Here is a 17,856-nt window from a genome sequence, read left to right as displayed (position 1 = left end):
CGTTGCTGCCCTCCGGGGTCACCGCTCTGCGTCCGACGCCCAAACTAGCGCCGTTAGTTTTTTGTGGCCAGGGTGCGTCGCGTGCCGTCAGTCACGTCGCGCCGGGAACACCCGACGACCCGGGCTCCGCGCGGGGCCGGGCCGGGCCCGTGACGTCCGGCCGCCCTCCCCGGGCGACCCGCGCCCAGGGGTCCCGTGCCCCGCTGTCCGGGTGTCACACCACTCGGCGGCGCCGTGTCACCCGGCCGTGTCACGGGCGCGGCGCGGGTCAGCGGACGGCCTCCATCCGTATCGGGAATCCGTTGAGCACGGCCGTGCCGGAGAGCGGGTCGAGCCGCGTGCCGTCGAGCAACTGATTGACGTTGACGCCCGGCTCGCGGGCCGCCTCGGTCAGCCGGGTGCCCTCGCGGTCGTGACCCCAGCCGTGCGGCACGCTGACCACTCCGGGGCGCAGCGCGTCGGTGATCTCGACGGCCGCGGTGATCTCCCCGCCGTCGCCCTTGATCAGGGCGAGCGCCCCGTCGGCCAGCCCGAGCCGGGCCGCGTCGACGGGGTGTATCTGCACCGTGCAGCGGTTGGTGCCGCCGGTGAGCGCGGGCACATTGTGCATCCAGGAGTTGTTGGACCGCAGGTGGCGGCGCCCGATGAGGACCAGCCCTTCGCCGTCCGCGCCGCGCGTCACCGCGGCCCGCAGCCGCGGCAGATCGGCGGCAATGGCCTCGGGCGCCAGCTCGACCGTGCCGGACGGTGTCCGCAGCACCTCGGGCACGCGCGGGCGCAGCGGGCCGAGGTCGATGCCGTGCGGCCGGTCCAGGACCCTCGCCAGGGTGAGGCCGTCGGGGTCGGCGCCGAAGCCGTCGCCGTACGGGCCGAGGCGCAGCATCATGTCGAGCCGCCGCTCGTATCCGGTCCTCCCGCCGAGCGCGGCGGACAGCTCCGCGACGTCCCGGCCGTGGACCGGCGAGTGCGGGTCGCCGGTCTCGGCGGTGAGCTTGCGGACCACCGCCTGTTCGTCCACGAGCGCGGGGGCGGCTCCCTGGCCCCGGGTATGTCCCAGGACGGCGAGGATCAGCCGGGCGTGGATCTCCGGTTCGTCCAGCAGTCCGTCCTCCAGCGGCACCGCGGGCGGGCTGTAGCGGACGGTGTTGCGGACCGCGAGCGTGCTGAAGGCGAAGTCGTAGTGCGCGCTCTGCGCGGGCGGGGGCGGGGGCAGCACCACATCGGCGTGGCGCGAGGTCTCGTTGAGGTACGGATCGACGCTGACCATGAAGTCCAGGCCGTCCAGGGCGCGGTCGAGCCGCAGGCCGTCGGGGGCGGACAGCACCGGGTTGGCCGCGACCACGACGAGGGCGCGCAGGCGGCCGTCCCCGGGAGTGTCGATCTCCTCGGCGAGGGCGGCGGCGGGCAGTTCACCCTTGACCTCCGGGTGTCCCGAGACCCGGCTGTGCCAGCGGCCGACACGGAATCCCTTGCCGGGGCCGGGCGGTCGGGGCGCCCGCGCGGTGGCCGCGAGCGGGAACATGGCACCGCCCGGCCGGTCCAGATTGCCGGTCAGCGCGTTGAGCACGTCGACCGCCCAGCTCGCCAGGGTGCCGAATTCCACGGCGGTGCTGCCGAGCCGCCCGTAGACCACGGCGCGCCCGGCCGCCGCCAACTCGCGTGCCAGGGCCCGGATGTCGTCGGCCGGGACGTCGCAATACGCGGCGACCGCCTCCGGCGCGAAATCCGTCACAAGGTCGCGTACTTCGGCCACGCCGCTGAGCCACGGGGTCAGTTCGCCGGGGTCCGCGAGCCCTTCGGCGAACAGTGTCCTGACCATGGCGAGCAGCAGGGCCGCGTCGGTGCCGGGCCTGGGCGCCACATGGCGGTCGGCGGCGCGGGCGGTCCTGGTGCGGTGCGGGTCGATGACGACGAGTCTGCCGCCGCGCCGCCGCAGCGCCTTGAGCTTGCCGGGGAAGTCGGCGGCGGTGGCCAGACTGCCGTTGGACACCAGCGGGTTCGCGCCGATGAGCAGCAGATGGTCGGTGCGGTCCAGGTCGGGCACCGGGATCGCGTTCGGGTCGCCGAAGAGGTAGCCGCAGGACACGTGCTTGGGCATCTGGTCGAGCGTGCTCGCGGTGAAGACGCGGCGGGTGCGCAGCGCGCCGATGAGCTGCGCGGGGTAGAGGCCGCCCGCCATCGTGTGCACATTGGGGTTGCCGAGGACGACGCCGACCGCGTCACCGCCGTGCGCGCCGGTGACCGCGCCGATCCCGGCGGCGACGGCCGCGTACGCCTCGTCCCACGTCGCCTCGGTCAGCCGGCCCTCGCGGCGCACCAGGGGGCGCCGCAGCCGGTCGGGGTCGGCGTCGAGCGCGCCGAAAGCGGCGCCCTTGGGGCAGATGAAGCCCGCGCTGAACACGTCGTCCCGGTCGCCGCGGGCATGCGTCACCCGTCCGTCGTCGACGGACAGCGTGAGGCCGCAGGTGGCCTCGCAGAGCGGACAGATGCGCAGGGCGGTTCGGGTCATCGGGGACTCCCCTGGACGGGCGGCGACGTTGGCGCGCGGTCGTCTTCGACATTACCCGGCGGTACTGACAACGACCCCTGGAGCGGGCATCGGGCCTCGCGAGGGCGGGTGCGGGAGATCCGGGAAGGGGCGGGGAGGCCAGGGGACCTGGGGGCCTGGGGGCCTGGGGGCCTGGGGGCCTGGGAGATCAGTCCAGGACGGTCGCGAGATAGGCCCGGATCAGCTCCTTCGTCTCGGAGATCACCCCGGGGTCGCCCGACGGGTCGGTGCGGAAGGCGAGTTGCAGCGCGGCGTCCGCCGTCTCGACGGCGATCACCAGGGCCAGCCGCAGCCGGGGTTCCGAGGGGTCGACCGAGAGCCGTTCCCCGAGCAGCGCGGGCAGCCGGTCGGCGAGGTCGTGGTTGGTCTCGCCCGGCACGCCGAAGTCGACCAGCGCGAAACCGGGCGCGGTGCGCTTCATGGCGGTGTACTCGTCGACCAGGATGTTCACCGCCGTGCGCCAGTCGGGGTCGGTGCCGGGCTCCGCGAGACGCGCGGCCGTACGGTCGAGGAATTCGTCGAGGTTGCGGTGGGCGAGGGCGTCCGCGAGGGCGCGCTTGTCGGAGAAGAAACGGTAGACCGACCCGATGGGGACGCCCGCGCGGGCGGCGACGGCGCGGGTGCTAAGACGCTCGTAACCGCCCTCGTCCAATAGCCGGGCGCAGGCGTCGAGGATGCGTTCCAGGCGTTCGGTGCTGCGCTGCTGCACCGGTGCGCGGCGCAGTCCGCTGTCCGCGCCCACGGCCCGTGGCACGGCTCCCTCAGCCCTTCGCGGCGAGCGCGTCGAAGAGCTTGCGCAGGTCCGCGAGGGCTTCCGCCAGGGCGGCCGGCGGGTCGTCGGCCCTGACGATCGCCATCGCGCTCTCGCTGAGTCCGCCGTAGAGCATCGACGTCAGCGGGTCGGCGGGGCGCTGCGAGATCGCGCCCGCCTTGATGGCGTACTTCACGCCGCGCAGGGTGAGTTGGCGGCAGTTGACGCCGAGGTCGCGCATCGCCTCCCAGCCGAGCGCGCCCGGAGCGTCGAAGAGCGTGATGCGCTGCACCTCGGGGTCCAAGGACGCCTCCAGATAGGCGCGGCTGCCCTCGTAGACCGCCTCCCACGGGTCGGCGACCTGGAGATACGCGGTCGAGATCCGGTGGGCGAGACGTTCCTGCTCGCGGGTGTAGACGGCGCTGAAGAGCTGCCTCTTGCCGGAGAAGTGGTGGTAAAGGGCGCCTTTGGTGACGCCCGCCCGCTCGCAGACCGCGTCCAGCGAGGTGGCCGCGTAGCCCTCGGCGGCGAACAGCGCGCGGGCCGCGGTGAGCAGGTCCTCGACGGTGGCGTCCGACCGCTCGCGCTGCGTGGGGCGTGCCGCCGCCCTGCGGGCCGGGACGGTGCCCGTCCCGCTTCCGGTGCCTGTGCGCGGTGCTGCCACGGCGGCGCCCTCCTGTCGTTCGCGATGCCCTTCCCACCCTAGGGCCTGCCCACTCTTGACAGGCACATACCTTCGGTATGCATTTTCATACCGTTAGTATGTACTCTCAGTATGTTTCTCGCTGCCAAGGCAAGGACGGCCCATGTCCTCCCCCGCTTCCACCCTCCCCGCACCGCCCGGCTCAGGACGGACCCCGGACGTCAGACCGGGGCTCGTCCTGCTGCTCAGCGCGGGCGCCACCTTCATCGCGTTCCTCGACGCCACCATCGTCAACGTCGCTTTCCCCGACCTGGCCGAGAGCTTCCCCGCCGACCGCGTGTCCGACCTGTCGTGGGTCGTGAGCAGCTACGCGGTGCTCTTCGCCGCGCTGCTCACCCCGGCGGGACGGATAGCCGACGCCTTCGGCCGCAAGCGCGTCTTCCTGCTGTCGCTCACCGGCTTCACGGTCGCCTCCGCCTTGTGCGCCGCCGCGCCCGGCCTGCCCTGGCTGATCGCCGCCCGCGCCCTCCAGGGCGCCGCCGCGGCCGGGATGATCCCGGCCGCGCTCGGGCTGCTGCTCGCCACCACGCCCCCCGCCGGGCTCGCGGCGGCGATCGGCGTCTGGGGCGCCGCGGGCTCGATGGCCAGCGCCGCCGGGCCGAGCCTGGGCGGTCTGCTGGTCGACGCCTTCGGCTGGCGCTCCGTTTTCCTCATCAATGTGCCGGTGGGCATCCTCCTGGTGGCCGCGGGACTGCGCGGCCTGCCGGAACGCGTCGGCGCGGAACGGCGGTTGCCCGACCCGCTGGGCACGCTCGCCGTCACCCTGGGCATCGGCCTGCTGGTGCTCGGCCTCAGCAAGGGCAGCGACTGGGGCTGGGCGTCCGCGGCCACTGTGGGCAGCACATTGTGCGGCGCGGCACTGCTCGTCGTGGCGCTCGTCCGTTCCACGCACCAGGTGACGCCCGCCGTCGAGACCGGCCTGTTCCGCGACAGCGCCTTCGCCGTCGCCTCCGCCGCAGCCGCTTTCGCCGGGGCCGCGCTCTTCGCCTGGATGCTCTGCGGACCGCTGTTCCTCACCACCGTGTGGCACTACTCGGTCCTCAAGGCGGGCTTCGCCCTCACACCCGGCGCGCTCACCTCCGCGGTGGCCGCGCTGGTGGTCGGCAAGCGCGCCCGGCCGCACCATCTGCCCGCCGTTGTCGCCGTGTCCATGGCCGCCTTCGCCGCGGTGAGCGTCTGGACCTGGTTCCAACTCGGCGCCGACACCCGTTTCCTGGCGCTGTGGCTGCCCATGGGCCTGATCGGCGGCGCCGCCTTCGGGGCCACGCTCACCGCCCTGTCCACCGCCGCCGCGACATCGCTGCCGCCCAGGCAGTTCGCCTCGGGCGTCGGCATGACCACCACCGCGCGGCAGTTGGGCGGCGCGCTCGGCGTCGCCGCGACCGCCTCGGTCATCGCCGCCCACGGCCTGGACGGGACGCGGGCGTTCCGCGAGGTGTTCCTCGTCTGCGCCGCGCTTGCCGCCGTCGCCGCCGTGGTCGGCCTCGGCCTGACCCGCACCCTTGCCAAGGAGTCCTGAGATGACGCAGCACGGCGACGCCGTTCCCGTTCCCCTCCCCGATCCCCTCCCCGCTCCCGATCCCGATCCCGATCCCGATCCCGCCCAGAGTCCCGTCCCCGATCCCGATCCCGTCCCCGGTCCCGCTCAGAGTCCCGATCCCGATCCCGTCCCCGATCCCGTCCGCAGCGCGGTCAGCGCCTTCTCCGCCACCTATGCGGCCGATCACCCGGCGGAGGCCGCCGACCCCCACTGCCTGTCACCCGAGGAGAGCGACCGGCTGCTGCGCGGCGCGCCCTGGAAGCGCTTCGCGGTCGTCGGCGACAGCATCGCCGAGGGCCTGGGCGACCCCGTGCCCGGATACCGCACCGTGCCCTGGGCCGACCGCACCGCGGAGGCCCTGCGCCGGGTCGTGCCGGAGCTGACGTATCTCAACCTCGGCATGCGCGGTCTCACCGCGGGCCAGGTACGCGCCGACCAGGCCGAGCGCGCCGCGCGCTTCGCGCCCGACCTGGTCGCGATCGTCTGCGGCGGCAACGACCTGCTGCTGCCCGGCTTCTCCCCCGAGGTGCTGGAGAAGGAGCTCGACCTGCTCTTCGCCCGGCTGGCCGCGCCCGGCAGGACCCTGTTCGCGTACGCGCTGATGAATGTCGCGGCGGCCGTGCCGGAACTGCGCGGCGGCCCGCTGGAGACCGGCGTCGCCGTCCTCAATCAGGTGACCCGGACGGTCGCGGAGCGCTACGGCGCGGTGGTCGTCGAGATGTACGACCATCCCGCCGTCGCCGACCGCGACCTGTACAGCGCCGACCTGGTGCACGCCTCGGCGCGCGGCCACGCGATCTCGGCCGCGGCCACCGTCCGGGCCCTGGCAGCGGAGTTTTCCACAGGCTCGGGCTGAGGGTTGCCGCCGTGATTCCTATGGTTCAGCATAGGAATCACGGACGAGACCCCACCGGGAGCAGACCATGAACGCCACGAACGCCGTGAACGGGCCGGGCGGCGCCGACGCCGAGGACGGCAAGGACCTGCCGTACTCCTCGGGCTTCGGCAACGAGCACAGCAGCGAAGCCGTGGCGGGCGCGCTCCCGGAGGGGCGCAACTCACCGCAGCGCGCCCCCTTCGGGCTCTACGCGGAACAGCTCAGCGGCACCGCGTTCACCGAGCCGCGCGCCCGCAACCGACGGAGCTGGCTCTACCGGATCCGGCCCTCGGCCGCCCATCCGCCCTTCCGCCGCGTCCCCAACGGCCAGGTGCGCAGCGCCCCGTTCCTGGACGTGGAGCCCGACCCCAACCGGCTGCGCTGGGGCCCGCTGCCGATGCCGCAGGAGCCGACGGATTTCGTGACCGGCCTGGTCACGGTCGGGGGCAACGGCGATGTGCTGCGCCGTGAGGGCATCGGCATCCACTGGTACGCGGCCAACCTCTCGATGCACAACCGGGTGTTCTCCTCCTCGGACGGCGAGTTCCTGATCGTGCCGCAGCGGGGCGCCCTGCTGCTGCGGACCGAGTTGGGGCTGATCCGCGCCGATCCGGGCGAGGTCGCGCTGATCCCGCGCGGCGTCCGCTTCCGCGTCGAGCTGCCGGACGGCACGGCGAGCGGCTACGTCTGCGAGAACTACGGCCAGCCCTTCCAGCTCCCGGAGTTGGGCCCGATCGGTGCGAACGGACTGGCCAACGCGCGGGACTTCCGCGCCCCGGTCGCCGCCTACGAGGACCGGGACGAGCAGACGGAGGTGGTCAACAAATTCGGCGGCAATCTCTGGGCCGCGGTCTACGACCACTCGCCGCTCGACGTGGTCGCCTGGCACGGCAGCCATGTGCCGTACGTGTACGACCTGCACCGCTTCAACGTGCTGGGGTCGCTCAGCTACGACCACCCCGACCCGTCGATCTTCACGGTGCTCACCTCGCCCTCGGACACGCCGGGGCTCGCGGGCGCGGACTTCGTGGTCTTCGCCCCCCGCTGGCTGGTCGGCGAGGACACCTTCAGGCCGCCGTACTTCCACCGCAATGTGATGACCGAGTTCATGGGCCTGATCGAGGGGGCGTACGACGCCAAGGCCGAGGGCTTCGTGCCCGGCGGCGCCTCGCTGCACAACATGATGTCGGCGCACGGACCTGACCGGGCCACCTTCGACAAGGCGAGCGCCGCCGAACTGGCGCCGCAGCGCGTGGACGACGGGCTGGCGTTCATGTTCGAGACCCGTTGGCCGGTCGTGCCCACCGAGTTCGCGCTGAACGGGGAGCACCGGCAGGGGGGCTACGACCGGGTGTGGGAGGGGCTTGCGAGAAACTTCCGGCCGTGACGTCCTTCGCCCCCGACTCCCTCGTCCTGAACCGCAAGCTGCCGCTGTGGTACCAGGTCTCGCAGTCGTTGCGCGCCTCGATACTGGGCCGCCACGCGCAGGCCCCGCTGCGGCTGCCCACCGAGGACGAGCTGGCCGGGCACTACGGGGTGAGTGTCCTCACCATGCGGCAGGCGCTCAAGGAGCTGGAGGACGAGGGCCTGATCAGCCGGCACCGCAGGCGTGGCACCTTCATCGAGCCGACGGCGCTGCGCGGGGCGCCGGTGAAGCTGCTCGGCTCGGTGGACGCGATCGTGGCGCAGCAGTCCGGCGGCCGTACGGCGGTGCTGCGCTACGGTTCCGAGCCGCTGCCGCCGGGGGCCGCCGAGCACTTCCCCGACCTCGACCGGGCCATGGCCTACCGCAGGCTGCGCTGCGACGAGAGCGGTGAGCCCACCAACTGGGCGGAGAATTTCGTACGTCCGGAACTCGGCGCCCGGATCGACCTCGCCGACCTGGAGCGGTGGCCGATGACGAAGGTGCTGCGGGACGTGCTCGGCGTGCGGATCAGCCGGATCACCGACACCGTGGAGGCGCGGCTGGCCGACCCCGAGACGGCGCGGCTGCTGCAAGTGCCGCTGCTGAGCCCGATATTGCACTACACCGGGGTGACCTACGACGAGTCGGGCCGGGCGGTGGACGTGGTGCGCATCCATTACCGGGGTGACCGCTTCTCGTTCACGGTGACGATGGAGGCGCCCTGAGGGTCGTCAGTAGCATGCGTGCGGTGAGCAATGACGCGCCTTTGCTGCACGACGTGATGCCGTGGTCCGTACGCCCGTTGCGGATCGGCCGCGGCTGGCCGATGGCCGCGGAGCCTTCCTGTCTGCATGCCCGGTGGGCGCTGTTCACCGGCACCGCGGACCAGGACGCCCGGTCGGCGCTGCTGCATCCGACGCGGGCCAGGAATCTGCACACGCCCGTCGCGCAGTTGCCGGGCCACCGCACCCCGACCACCGCGCTGGCCGGCGAGACCGGTCGCTGCCCCGAGCCGGTGCGGGTGCAGCACGGCCCGTACGACCGGCAGTGGCTGATACCCGACCACCGGCTGATCGACGTGGCGCGGGCCGAGATATGGCGGACGGCCGACGACCGGCAGGTCTTCGCACTGGAACAGGCGTATCAGGCGCGGGCCGCGTCGGTGGCGGAGTCCGGGGCGCCGGAGCCCGCCGTGGTGTTCTGCGCGCTGCTGCCCGACGGGCGCTCCCCTGCCGGGCGGCCGGGCTGGATACGGCCGCTGTTCCGGCAGCCGGGCGGCCGGGACCCCAACATCGCGCCGGGGCTGACCGCCCTGCTCTCCGCGCGGCTGGGCACCGAGGTCGCCGCCGCGGACGTGCTGGCCTGGATCGGCGCGGCGGCGCGGCCGGGCCCCGGCGGCGCCCTCGTACCGCTGCCCCGTGATCCCGCGCTCTGGCAGGAGGGGCTGGCGCTCGGGCGCCGGACGCTGTGGCTCCAGACCCACGGGGCGCGGTTCGCCGATGCCGCCGAGGGACGCGACGCCGGTCGGCTCCGGCTGCCCGGAGGAAGCCGCCCTTACGTCCGCTCGCCGCTGCCGGACGCCCCGGCCGCCGGGGAGTTGTCGTACGACCCGGACGAGCGGGCGCTGCTGATCGGTGACGGCCGGATCTCGCCGGTCTCACCGGCCGCCTGGGAGGTCACCGCGGGTGGGGTGCGGGTGATCGAGGCGTGGTTCGAGCGGCGTACGGCGCCGGGTGCGCCGGGGACCCTGGAGGCGCTGCGACCCGCCGCGTGGACACGGGCCACCACGTCGGAACTGCTGGAACTGATCAGTGTGCTGACACTGCTGGCCGGTCTGCGCGCGGACCGCGAGGGTCTGGCGCGCCGCCTGGCGGTGCGCGGCGAGACGGTCACGACGGCCGAACTGCGGGCCGGCGGCGTACTGCCGGTGCCCGCCGCCAGGCGCAGGCCCGCCTCCGTGCTGGAACACCACGAGGAAGGGCCGGACGGGCAGTTCGCCCTGCTGTGACCAGCCGTTGTGACCAGCCGTGCCGTGAACGACCTTGCCGTAAGCGGTCCTGCTGCGGCCGGGTGCAGGGTGTCCGCGCGACCTGGTGTCGCGGCGGACCGTCCGGTGGGGAGGGACGGCCGCGGCGGGCACACACCGAAGCGCCGCGCGAAGCAGCGCCGAGCCGGGACGGTGTGGCCGCCGGACGATCCGAGCACCTGGCCGGTCCGCGGCCCCGACCGAGGTCAGGGGACGGCGGGACCTGGGAGTCCGAGTCCTGGGAGAGGGCGGAGCGGACTCAGCCTCGGTTGCCGAACAGCGATCTCCGCAGCCGTCGCAGCGGCGCGAAGAGCGACACCCTCGCACCGCGGTTGGCCTTGGTGTGCACGGTGTTGCGCGAGGTCAGCTCCTGCATCAGCACAGTCGCTTCCTCTGTGTCGCGCTGGGGCAGGGCAGGCCCGGCCAGTATCGCGAGGTGCCGGTCGAGGCGCGCACTGGACGCGCCTGTACCGCAGTTGATGGCAGGCACTCGTGGCCTGCTGTGCATCGCTATCTGTTCCATTACTCTCCCCACCCTTACGAGGGCACCCGGCTCGGGCAGGCTAACCCTATCGCCCCGCCACGTCACGTGCGCATCCTGGACTCATTCGCGACGCCGTATTCACCTTCTCCTCAAGGGCGTTGACATTCCAAGGGCATGTGCCCAGCTCGGCCGCCCGATCGGCGGCGACCGCTGTGACCTGGCAACAGTGCCGTTCCTGTGGGTCTCCCCCGCCGCCCCGCCGGGGACACCCACGAGCGTGGACGTACGCTTGTACGAGAAGTTCAAGCCGCCCGGCACCTCGCTCGCCAAAAACTGACAAGACGGTATGAATCCACCAACGGCGTGGTGGGAGGCCCGGCATGGAAAAAGACTGGGCGAATCGGGCCCGCGTGCCGGATCATGGGCCGCATGTCCGCGACACCCAGTGAACCGAGGAGGCAAGTGCCGCCCACCACCGGAACCGGCAAGGGACCGGCCGCCAAGCCGACCGCCGCCACCGCCCCGCACCAGGCGCTCCCCGTCCATCTGCGACTGGACGACAGCGACTCCCCGTCCGATGTCGTGGACGCCCTCTTCCTGGGCCGGTTCACCTCGGGCGAGCAGCCGTTCTCGCGCGGCGCCTCGCTGGAGAATGTGAAGTCCGGCCTCACACTGCTGCCGCCGGACGCGGTGGTATTGCGCCAGGCCCGCGACAAGGACCGCAGCGCCACCCTCGCCGAGGGCGACGGCTGGACCGTCCTCATCTCCCGCTGGAACCGGGGCGCCGACGTCACCGTGGCCGCCGTCACGGACGAACTGGCCGAGCAGGTGCTGAAGTCCTCCGTCGACGACGCCGAGGACGAGCCGGAGCCGCAGCCCGAGAACGTCACCATGGGCTTCTGGTACGTCTCGCCGCGCCGCGGACCGCACCGCACCACCCGGCAGATCTCCGCCGCCACGTGGGAGGAGCTGCGCGGGAACTACACCGCGCCGGTCGCCGACTCGATGGACGGCCTGATGAAGCTCACGGCCGACGACATCACCGGCCGCCTGCTGCTGCTCCACGGCCCGCCCGGCACCGGCAAGACCTCGGCGCTGCGCACTCTGGCCCGGTCCTGGCGCGACTGGTGCCAGGTCGACTGCGTGCTCGACCCCGAGCGGCTCTTCAACGACGTCGGCTATCTGATGGACATCGCCATCGGCGAGGACGACGGCACGGCGGGCGGTCGCTGGCGGCTCCTGCTGCTGGAGGACTGCGACGAGCTGATCCGGGGGCAGGCCAAGCACCAGACCGGCCAGGCGCTGTCCCGGCTGCTCAATCTCACGGACGGGCTGCTGGGCCAAGGCCGCAATGTGCTGGTCGGCATCACCACCAACGAGGATCTGGAACGCCTGCACCCCGCGGTGGTCCGGCCGGGCCGCTGCCTGGCCAGGATCGAGGTCGGCCCGCTGACCCGTGACGAGGCCGTCAACTGGCTGGGCACTCCCGAGGGCATCGGCCGCGAAGGCGCCACCCTCGCCGAGCTGTACGCGCTCCGCCGCGGCAGCACGGCCGCCCTGCCCGTCCCCGCCCAGGCGTCGGACGGCCTCTACCTCTAGCAGCTCCGGCGGTTTCCCCGCCCCGGACGCCGCCAAGGCCGATGAGGCGTCCGGGAACCGCGCGGCCCGCGGGTGAGAAGACGCACGAGGAGACGCGCGAGTACCGGACGCCGCCTTGCAGACGTCCGCTGTTGTCATGACTCCGACAGCACCGACGCCCTCGTGGCCCGAGTGGCGGAGGAACTCGCGGCAGCGCCCGGCGAACGCTCCGAGCAGACGGTGTACGCGGCGGGCGATCTCGCCGTGGCCGTCCGTACCGGCATCCCGGCGACCGATCCTCCACCACCTGCGGACCATCGCGATCACTCCCCCGTCTCGCCGAAGCCGACTCCCCCATGGGCCGACTCCGTTACGCACTCCCGCCGATCCACTACGACGGCTCCCCCACCACCTGGTCACGCCCGCCCGGCCCCCCGGCCGCCGACCTGCCACGCTGGCGCCCCTCCGAGAGCGAGAACCTCCGGGGTCCGGGGCTCTAGGCCTCGTCGACGGCGCGCAGCGCCTCGTCCACCGCGGCCCGCGCGGCGTCCCGGTCGAGCCCGAGGCGGCGCGTGCGTGCCACGTACTCCGCCGCCGCGGCGGCCACTTCCCGTGCGCGGGCGTCGGCTGCGGCGATGTAGGTGCCGTGCCTGCCGCGGGTCTCGATCACCCCGTCGGCCTCCAGCGCGCGGTACGCCTTGGCGACCGTGTTGGCCGCAAGCCCCAACTGCTCGGCGAGTCCCCGTACGGTGGGCAGCTTGTAGCCGACCGGAAGGCGTCCCTCGCGGGCCTCTTCCGCGATCTGCCCGCGCAGTTGCTCGTACGGGGCGGTGGCCGCGTCCGCGTCTACGGTGATCTTCAGGCTCATATCCGGGATCCTGGCACAGCGGACGGCGGCAGCGGCACCGCTCGGCCGCTGCCGGCCGGGTCGTGGGCGATCGGGTCCCCGCTCTCGTGCAGGTGGAGCAGGAACGGCTGCCCGCCCCGGTAGGCGTCGATGCCCGCTCGGCAGTACGCGACCATGTCGTCGGGCAGGGCGTCCAGCGGGTACCAGCCCAGCTCGGAGCACTTGTCGGGCTCGCGGTTGACGGGCTCGCCGCCGCTGCCGTATTCGGCCGTGAAGAACCAGCCGATCCTGGCCGCGCCGTCCGGTGCGCGGTGCTGCATGACCAGGGCGACCGCCAGCTCCTCCGACGCCAACTCGATGCCGATCTCCTCGCGGGCCTCGCGGATCATGCCGCTTCTGACGTCCTCGCCGTCCTCCAGGTGTCCGGACGGCGCGTTCAGCAGACCGTCCGCGTAGCCGGTGCCCGAGCGGCGGGCGAGCAGCACCTCGTCGCCGCGGAGCAGCAGCAGATGGACGTCGACGATCTCCTTGTGCCGTTGGGGCGCGGGCGGCCGGAGCACCGCCGCGTACCGCTCGTCCTCGACCTCACGGCCCCACAACGCGGCATCGTGCCCGAGCTGTTCGATCACCAGTCGGCCGCCGAGCGGTGCGGTCAGCTCGACGAGTTCCGCGGCCCCGATGCCGACCGGGCTGATCGCGCCCCAGCGTCCTTCGACCAGTACGAGCCTGCCGCCCGGCCGCAACAACCCCACCCAGTGCCGCAGTACGGCCGCCGGATCCGGCAGGGTCCACAGCACGTGCCGGACGAGGACGACATCGAATCCGGCGGGGCCGACCGGCGGCCGGGCGGCGTCGCCGACCAGCACCCGCGCCCCCGTACCCGTCAGCTTCTCCTCGGCCCGCGCGACCATCTTTGTCGATGAGTCGACAGCGGTGATCCGGTGTCCCGCCTCGGCCGCGAGCAACGCGAGGCTTCCCGTGCCGCAGCCGAGGTCGAGCACGTCGGACGGCGTCCCGGGCAGCCACGAGCGCAGCCGTATGGCCCAGGCGTCCCTGACCTTCGGGTCGCGCAGGCCGTGGTCGGGCTCGTCGTCGAAGCGGTCGGCTTCGCCGTCCCAGAAGTCGCGGTTGTCCGTCTCGGTGCTCATGGGAAAAGCCTGCCACCCACCACTGACAATGGCCCCTCAGACCCCGCCCAGCCTGCGATAACGCGCTCTGCGGGCGGCTGTTCGCCGCTCGGGGTCCATCGCGCGGAGGTCCGCGAGACGCGCGCCGAGGACGTGGGCGAGACGAGTGAGGAAGGCGTCCGGGTCGTCGGCGGCGTCCGGGTCCTCCGGGACGACGGCGTCCGCGATGCCGTGGGCGAGCAGCGCGGCCGAGCCGATGCCCTGCTGTTCGGCGAGTTCGACGGCGCGGTCCGTCGTGCGGTGGAGGATCGCGGAGGCGCCTTCGGGCGGGAGCGGGGACAGCCAGGCGTGCCGGGCGACGAGCACCTGATCGGCGGGCAGCAGAGCGAGCGCGCCGCCGCCCGCCCCTTGGCCGAGGAGCAGGCACAGCGTGGGCGCGGGGAGCGTGACGAGGTCGGCGAGGCTGCGGGCGATCTCGGCGGCGAGACCGCCTTCCTCCGCCTCGCGGGAGAGCGCGGCGCCCGCCGTGTCGACAACGGTGAGGAGAGGCAGGCCGAGTTCGGCGGCGATCCGCATCCCGCGCCGTGCCTCGCGCAGTCCGGCGGGTCCCAGCGGCGCGGGTCCGGATTCCGCGGGGCGGCGGTCGTGGCCGAGCACCACGCACGGCGAGGGTCCGAAGCGGGCGAGTGCCAGCAGCAGACCGGGGTCGCGCTCTCCCGCGCCGGTGCCGCTCAGCGGTGTCACATCGGTGGCACGGGCCAACAGGTCGTGCAGTCCGGGGCGTTCGGGTCGGCGGCTGCGGCGCAGCGAGTCGGCGGTGTCGGCGGGAAGTGACGCGCTCGTGGGAAGCGACGCGTCCACGGGTAGCGGCGTGTCCTCTCCTTGTCCTCTCTCTTCCTGCCCTGCGGGCGTGGGCGGAGATAGGAGTGCGGGCGGAGATACGGGCGCGGGCGTGGACACGGACGGAGGCGCGGGCACGTGCCGGGGCGCGGTCAGGGGCCGGTGCGAGAGCGGGCCCTGCTCGCCGCAGAGCACGTCGAGCGCCGTGGCCGCCGCCGCGGCGAGCGCGCCCGCGGGCAGCACCGCGTCGATCAGACCGTGGGCGAGCAGATTCTCGGAGGTCTGCACTCCGGCGGGGAACTCCTCGCCGTAGAGCGCCTGGTGCACCCGTGGTCCCAGGAAGCCGATGAGCGCGCCGGGTTCCGCCGAGGTGACATGGCCGAGCGATCCCCAGGACGCGAGCACCCCGCCGGTCGTGGGGTGCCGCAGGTGGACCAGGTAAGGGAGTCCGGCGGCTTTGTGGTCGGCGATGGCGGCGGTGACCTTGACCATCTGGAGGAAGGCGATGGTTCCTTCCTGCATGCGGGTGCCGCCGGAGGCGGGCGTGGCCAGCAGCGGGAGCCGTTCGCGGGTGGCGCGTTCGACCGCCGTGACCAGCCGGGTGCCCGCGGCGACTCCGATGGACCCGCCGAGGAAGCCGAACTCCCCTGCCATCAGCGCCACTCGGCGCCCCCGGATCCGCCCCTCCCCCGTCACCACCGACTCGTCCAGGCCGGTACGGGCGCGGGCGGCGAGCAGATCCGCCCGGTAGTCGCCCGCTTCGGGCAGGTCGGCCACGGTCACCGGTTCGTCCCAGCGGCGCCAGGTGCCGGGGTCGAGGACGGTCCCGATGATCCGGAGGGCAGTGGGCCGGCGGTCTGGATCGCTCATGGCGCCACCCTGCCACGGCCGGTGCGGCCGGGCCGCGTTCTCCTCCGGCGGTCGGCCGCGTGCCGCGCTACCAGCTCGGACGGATGGGGCCGGTGGGCGCGAGGCGGACCAGTTCGTCGCGCAGCGCGAGCAGCCGCTCCTCGCCGAGGAGTTCGATCCAGGGCTGGACGGCTTCCGCGGCGGACTCCTCGGCGGCGCGGGTGCACCGCCACCCCTGCGGGGTGAGCACGACCAGCCGGGCCCGCGCGTCGTCGGGGTGCGGGCGGCGTTCGACGTACCCCTTGCGCTCCAGCTCGTCCACGATCTGACTGGCCGCCTGGCGAGTGACGCCGAGGTGTTCGGCGATCTCGGTGACGGTCGCGCCGGACGGGGCCAGCCGGGAGAAGACAAAGCCGTGCGTGGGGCGCAGGTCGGTGTAGCCGAGGGCCACGACGCCGTTGTGGATGTCCTCGACGAGCGAGCCGGTGGCGGCGAGGAGCGCCGCGCTCAGGCTCATGGCATCGGAATTCTTCACAGGAACACCTTGACACAGTGCGCAAGCTGCTTGAACATATAGGCAAGGAGATTACGCAAGCTACTTGCCTAAAACCGGAGGTTGTCATGCCTTTCATCACCGCGGCCGACGCCGTCGCACATGAGATCCACGGGGTGCGCTTCGTGTCCTACGCGGCGCCCGCACTCGGCAGCGAGGAACTGTGCGCCTGGCGCAGCGAGGTCCCGGCCGGGACGTCGGGACCTCCGCACACCATCACTCGCGAGGAGGTGTTCCTGGCCCTGTCCGGGTCGGTGGAGCTGTCCGTCGACGGGGAGACGCGCTCCCTGACACCGGGAGATGCCGCCATCGCACGGCCCGGCTCCTCCATAGGTCTGTCCAACCGCACGGAGGAGCCGGCCACCTTGTGGGTCACCACAAGCATCGGCCTGCAAGCCACGCTGGCCGACGGCTCGCGCATATCACCGCCATGGGCTAACTGAACGCCGACAGGCAGGTGGTCGGGGTCGCGTGCGCCGGATCGAGCGCGTTCGCCGCCTCGTGGAAGGCGATGCGGTCGGTCAGGCCGATGGCCACATGCTCGGACACGTCGACCGGGCACAGGTTCTGGAGCACGACGTTGTGAACGTCGGGCCCGGACAGCGCCTGGGTCGTATACGGCGTGACGACCTCGTCGTAGATGGTCGAGATCACCGTGTAGTGCACGCCGGGCACGGTGTCGCCGCCCGCGTTCAGGTGCTGCTGGAAGGGCGATCCGGCCACCTGGTCGGCGAGTCCGGGGGTGATCCCGTGGAGCGCGTCGGCCGCGCCGGGGAAGTACGGGAGCAGCTTGGTGAGTCCGTCGAGCGTGGTCCCGTGGTTGTCGGGGGCCAGTGCGACCAGGGCGTTCACCTTCGCCGCGCCGCCGAGGAAGCGCAGGTAGTAACGCGGCATCATGCCGCCCTGCGAGTGCCCGACGATGTCGACCTTGGAGGTGCCGGAGGCGGCGAGCACCCGGTCGGTGAAGTCGGAGAGCTGCTGCGCCGAGTCCGCGATCGGACCGAGGCCGCCGATCAACGGCACGCCGGGCAGCATCCCGTAGTCGAACGAGTAGACGCAGTAGCCGCGCTGCACCAGGTAGGGGGCGAAGGCGAGCCAGTTGTCGGTGCCGTTGCCGAAGGTGCCGTGGACCAGGACGACAGGACGGGGGTGTTGGGCCGAGGGGCGGCAGGAGAAGTTGTTCCACCCGCTTGACGGTGCCGAGTTGGCAGATGCGGAGGCGGTGGCAGCGGGCGCCACAACCATCGCGGCAGCCAGCGAAAGCGCGGCCAAGAGCCGTCGCCAGGGCAGCCTCATGTGATCTCCTCGCAGTTCGGGAAAATGGACACACGCAGGCCCTGTGATCCGGATCACGAGGTTGCTGAACACCCGTTAAATTACGCGCGAGTAAGTACGGGCGGCTAGTTACGCGTGAGTAAAAAGTCGGCGCGTCGTTATCCGCCGGTCACAAAACCCACGACCCTCCACGGCATCTCAGCGGAAGTGACGGCCTCCACCGGCGTCCGCGAGTACGGCAGGCGGCGGGCGGACGTCGGCCACCGGAGTGACGACGGCCGAGCGGGCCGAGAACGGCGTCGCGACCGCCCCCGCCCGGGCGATCAGGGGCGGGCCGAGCGGCCGCGGTCGAGCGGATGCAGAGGACATGCGTATCGACCGTACGACACCCCTCACGTGCGGTGATGGTGGTGTGCCGACTTGCCTTGTTCGAACGTGCGTGCGAATGTCGGG

The 17,856-nt window shown here is 72.8% G+C and carries 16 protein-coding genes; 7 read left to right on the top strand and 9 right to left on the bottom strand.

The window, feature by feature from the left end; genetic code table 11:
* Positions 1-268 precede the first annotated feature (268 nt).
* The 3 genes from ACIQCJ_RS28670 to ACIQCJ_RS28660 all read right to left on the bottom strand — a co-directional run bounded on the left by ACIQCJ_RS28670 (position 269) and on the right by ACIQCJ_RS28660 (position 3,963).
* On the bottom strand, positions 269-2,509 hold the full coding sequence (locus ACIQCJ_RS28670) for a molybdopterin-dependent oxidoreductase (protein WP_402712975.1): 2,241 nt from the start codon (positions 2,507-2,509) through the stop codon (positions 269-271).
* Between the two features lie 187 nt (positions 2,510-2,696).
* Positions 2,697-3,302, bottom strand: coding sequence for a TetR/AcrR family transcriptional regulator (locus tag ACIQCJ_RS28665; RefSeq protein ID WP_355333401.1), 606 nt, complete (start codon positions 3,300-3,302; stop codon positions 2,697-2,699).
* 7 nt (positions 3,303-3,309) lie between these two features.
* Complete coding sequence (locus tag ACIQCJ_RS28660) at positions 3,310-3,963, bottom strand: TetR family transcriptional regulator (protein WP_391048525.1); 654 nt, start codon at positions 3,961-3,963, stop codon at positions 3,310-3,312.
* A 142-nt stretch (positions 3,964-4,105) separates the two neighbouring features.
* Between ACIQCJ_RS28660 and ACIQCJ_RS28655 the strand changes: the two genes are divergently transcribed.
* From ACIQCJ_RS28655 to ACIQCJ_RS28635, 5 genes are all read left to right on the top strand, one after another.
* On the top strand, positions 4,106-5,521 hold the full coding sequence (locus ACIQCJ_RS28655; RefSeq protein ID WP_402712974.1) for a DHA2 family efflux MFS transporter permease subunit: 1,416 nt from the start codon (positions 4,106-4,108) through the stop codon (positions 5,519-5,521).
* A gap of 1 nt (position 5,522) precedes the next feature.
* On the top strand, positions 5,523-6,398 hold the full coding sequence (locus ACIQCJ_RS28650; protein WP_402712973.1) for an SGNH/GDSL hydrolase family protein: 876 nt from the start codon (positions 5,523-5,525) through the stop codon (positions 6,396-6,398).
* A gap of 67 nt (positions 6,399-6,465) precedes the next feature.
* Positions 6,466-7,806: a homogentisate 1,2-dioxygenase gene (hmgA, locus tag ACIQCJ_RS28645; protein ID WP_391161284.1), complete on the top strand. Its 1,341-nt coding sequence runs from the start codon at positions 6,466-6,468 to the stop codon at positions 7,804-7,806.
* On the top strand, positions 7,803-8,549 hold the full coding sequence (locus tag ACIQCJ_RS28640) for a GntR family transcriptional regulator (RefSeq protein ID WP_355333412.1): 747 nt from the start codon (positions 7,803-7,805) through the stop codon (positions 8,547-8,549). Before hmgA ends, ACIQCJ_RS28640 begins: the two co-directional genes overlap by 4 nt.
* Positions 8,550-8,563: 14 nt before the next feature.
* Positions 8,564-9,832: a type ISP restriction/modification enzyme gene (locus ACIQCJ_RS28635; RefSeq protein WP_402712972.1), complete on the top strand. Its 1,269-nt coding sequence runs from the start codon at positions 8,564-8,566 to the stop codon at positions 9,830-9,832.
* A 277-nt stretch (positions 9,833-10,109) separates the two neighbouring features.
* Here the strand turns inward: ACIQCJ_RS28635 and ACIQCJ_RS28630 are convergent, their stop codons facing one another.
* Positions 10,110-10,373, bottom strand: a complete 264-nt coding sequence (locus tag ACIQCJ_RS28630; protein WP_188283793.1) for a hypothetical protein — start codon at positions 10,371-10,373, stop codon at positions 10,110-10,112.
* A gap of 390 nt (positions 10,374-10,763) precedes the next feature.
* Between ACIQCJ_RS28630 and ACIQCJ_RS28625 the strand changes: the two genes are divergently transcribed.
* Positions 10,764-11,933, top strand: a complete 1,170-nt coding sequence (locus tag ACIQCJ_RS28625; RefSeq protein WP_355333418.1) for a DUF5925 domain-containing protein — start codon at positions 10,764-10,766, stop codon at positions 11,931-11,933.
* A 475-nt stretch (positions 11,934-12,408) separates the two neighbouring features.
* Here the strand turns inward: ACIQCJ_RS28625 and ACIQCJ_RS28620 are convergent, their stop codons facing one another.
* The 4 genes from ACIQCJ_RS28620 to ACIQCJ_RS28605 form a co-directional block, all read right to left on the bottom strand.
* On the bottom strand, positions 12,409-12,780 hold the full coding sequence (locus tag ACIQCJ_RS28620; RefSeq protein ID WP_402712971.1) for a GntR family transcriptional regulator: 372 nt from the start codon (positions 12,778-12,780) through the stop codon (positions 12,409-12,411).
* Positions 12,777-13,907, bottom strand: a complete 1,131-nt coding sequence (locus ACIQCJ_RS28615) for a methyltransferase domain-containing protein (RefSeq protein ID WP_401313528.1) — start codon at positions 13,905-13,907, stop codon at positions 12,777-12,779. Before ACIQCJ_RS28615 ends, ACIQCJ_RS28620 begins: the two co-directional genes overlap by 4 nt.
* Before the next feature lie 36 nt (positions 13,908-13,943).
* Complete coding sequence (locus ACIQCJ_RS28610; RefSeq protein WP_402712970.1) at positions 13,944-15,596, bottom strand: carboxyl transferase domain-containing protein; 1,653 nt, start codon at positions 15,594-15,596, stop codon at positions 13,944-13,946.
* A 67-nt stretch (positions 15,597-15,663) separates the two neighbouring features.
* Entirely contained in the window at positions 15,664-16,110 is a 447-nt protein-coding gene (locus ACIQCJ_RS28605; protein WP_355333428.1) for a MarR family transcriptional regulator, read from the bottom strand.
* An 86-nt stretch (positions 16,111-16,196) separates the two neighbouring features.
* On the opposite strand from ACIQCJ_RS28605, the gene ACIQCJ_RS28600 reads away from it, so the two are divergent.
* Entirely contained in the window at positions 16,197-16,571 is a 375-nt protein-coding gene (locus ACIQCJ_RS28600; RefSeq protein WP_402712969.1) for a cupin domain-containing protein, read from the top strand.
* On the opposite strand, the gene ACIQCJ_RS28595 is transcribed toward ACIQCJ_RS28600, so the two are convergent.
* On the bottom strand, positions 16,564-17,424 hold the full coding sequence (locus ACIQCJ_RS28595; RefSeq protein WP_355333432.1) for an alpha/beta fold hydrolase: 861 nt from the start codon (positions 17,422-17,424) through the stop codon (positions 16,564-16,566). The two genes, ACIQCJ_RS28600 and ACIQCJ_RS28595, sit on opposite strands and share 8 nt — an antisense overlap.
* Positions 17,425-17,856: the final 432 nt, after the last annotated feature.

Origin of the sequence: Streptomyces sp. NPDC093221, assembly GCF_044753885.1 — a bacterium.
In the GTDB taxonomy this organism is placed as follows: domain Bacteria; phylum Actinomycetota; class Actinomycetes; order Streptomycetales; family Streptomycetaceae; genus Actinacidiphila.
Note: the sequence above shows the minus strand (reverse complement) of the source record. Positions and strands in the feature narration are given on the sequence as shown.

What these genes read in the sequence shown, in the direction of transcription:
- ACIQCJ_RS28670 (WP_402712975.1), bottom strand. Translation starts at nt 2,509, where the DNA reads ATGACCCGAACCGCCCTGCGCATCTGTCCGCTCTGCGAGGCCACCTGC.
- ACIQCJ_RS28655 (WP_402712974.1), top strand. Translation starts at nt 4,106, where the DNA reads ATGTCCTCCCCCGCTTCCACCCTCCCCGCACCGCCCGGCTCAGGACGG.
- ACIQCJ_RS28650 (WP_402712973.1), top strand. Translation starts at nt 5,523, where the DNA reads ATGACGCAGCACGGCGACGCCGTTCCCGTTCCCCTCCCCGATCCCCTC.
- hmgA (WP_391161284.1), top strand. Translation starts at nt 6,466, where the DNA reads ATGAACGCCACGAACGCCGTGAACGGGCCGGGCGGCGCCGACGCCGAG.
- ACIQCJ_RS28635 (WP_402712972.1), top strand. Translation starts at nt 8,564, where the DNA reads ATGCGTGCGGTGAGCAATGACGCGCCTTTGCTGCACGACGTGATGCCG.
- ACIQCJ_RS28630 (WP_188283793.1), bottom strand. Translation starts at nt 10,373, where the DNA reads ATGGAACAGATAGCGATGCACAGCAGGCCACGAGTGCCTGCCATCAAC.
- ACIQCJ_RS28625 (WP_355333418.1), top strand. Translation starts at nt 10,764, where the DNA reads ATGTCCGCGACACCCAGTGAACCGAGGAGGCAAGTGCCGCCCACCACC.
- ACIQCJ_RS28620 (WP_402712971.1), bottom strand. Translation starts at nt 12,780, where the DNA reads ATGAGCCTGAAGATCACCGTAGACGCGGACGCGGCCACCGCCCCGTAC.
- ACIQCJ_RS28615 (WP_401313528.1), bottom strand. Translation starts at nt 13,907, where the DNA reads ATGAGCACCGAGACGGACAACCGCGACTTCTGGGACGGCGAAGCCGAC.
- ACIQCJ_RS28610 (WP_402712970.1), bottom strand. Translation starts at nt 15,596, where the DNA reads ATGAGCGATCCAGACCGCCGGCCCACTGCCCTCCGGATCATCGGGACC.
- ACIQCJ_RS28600 (WP_402712969.1), top strand. Translation starts at nt 16,197, where the DNA reads ATGCCTTTCATCACCGCGGCCGACGCCGTCGCACATGAGATCCACGGG.
- ACIQCJ_RS28595 (WP_355333432.1), bottom strand. Translation starts at nt 17,424, where the DNA reads ATGAGGCTGCCCTGGCGACGGCTCTTGGCCGCGCTTTCGCTGGCTGCC.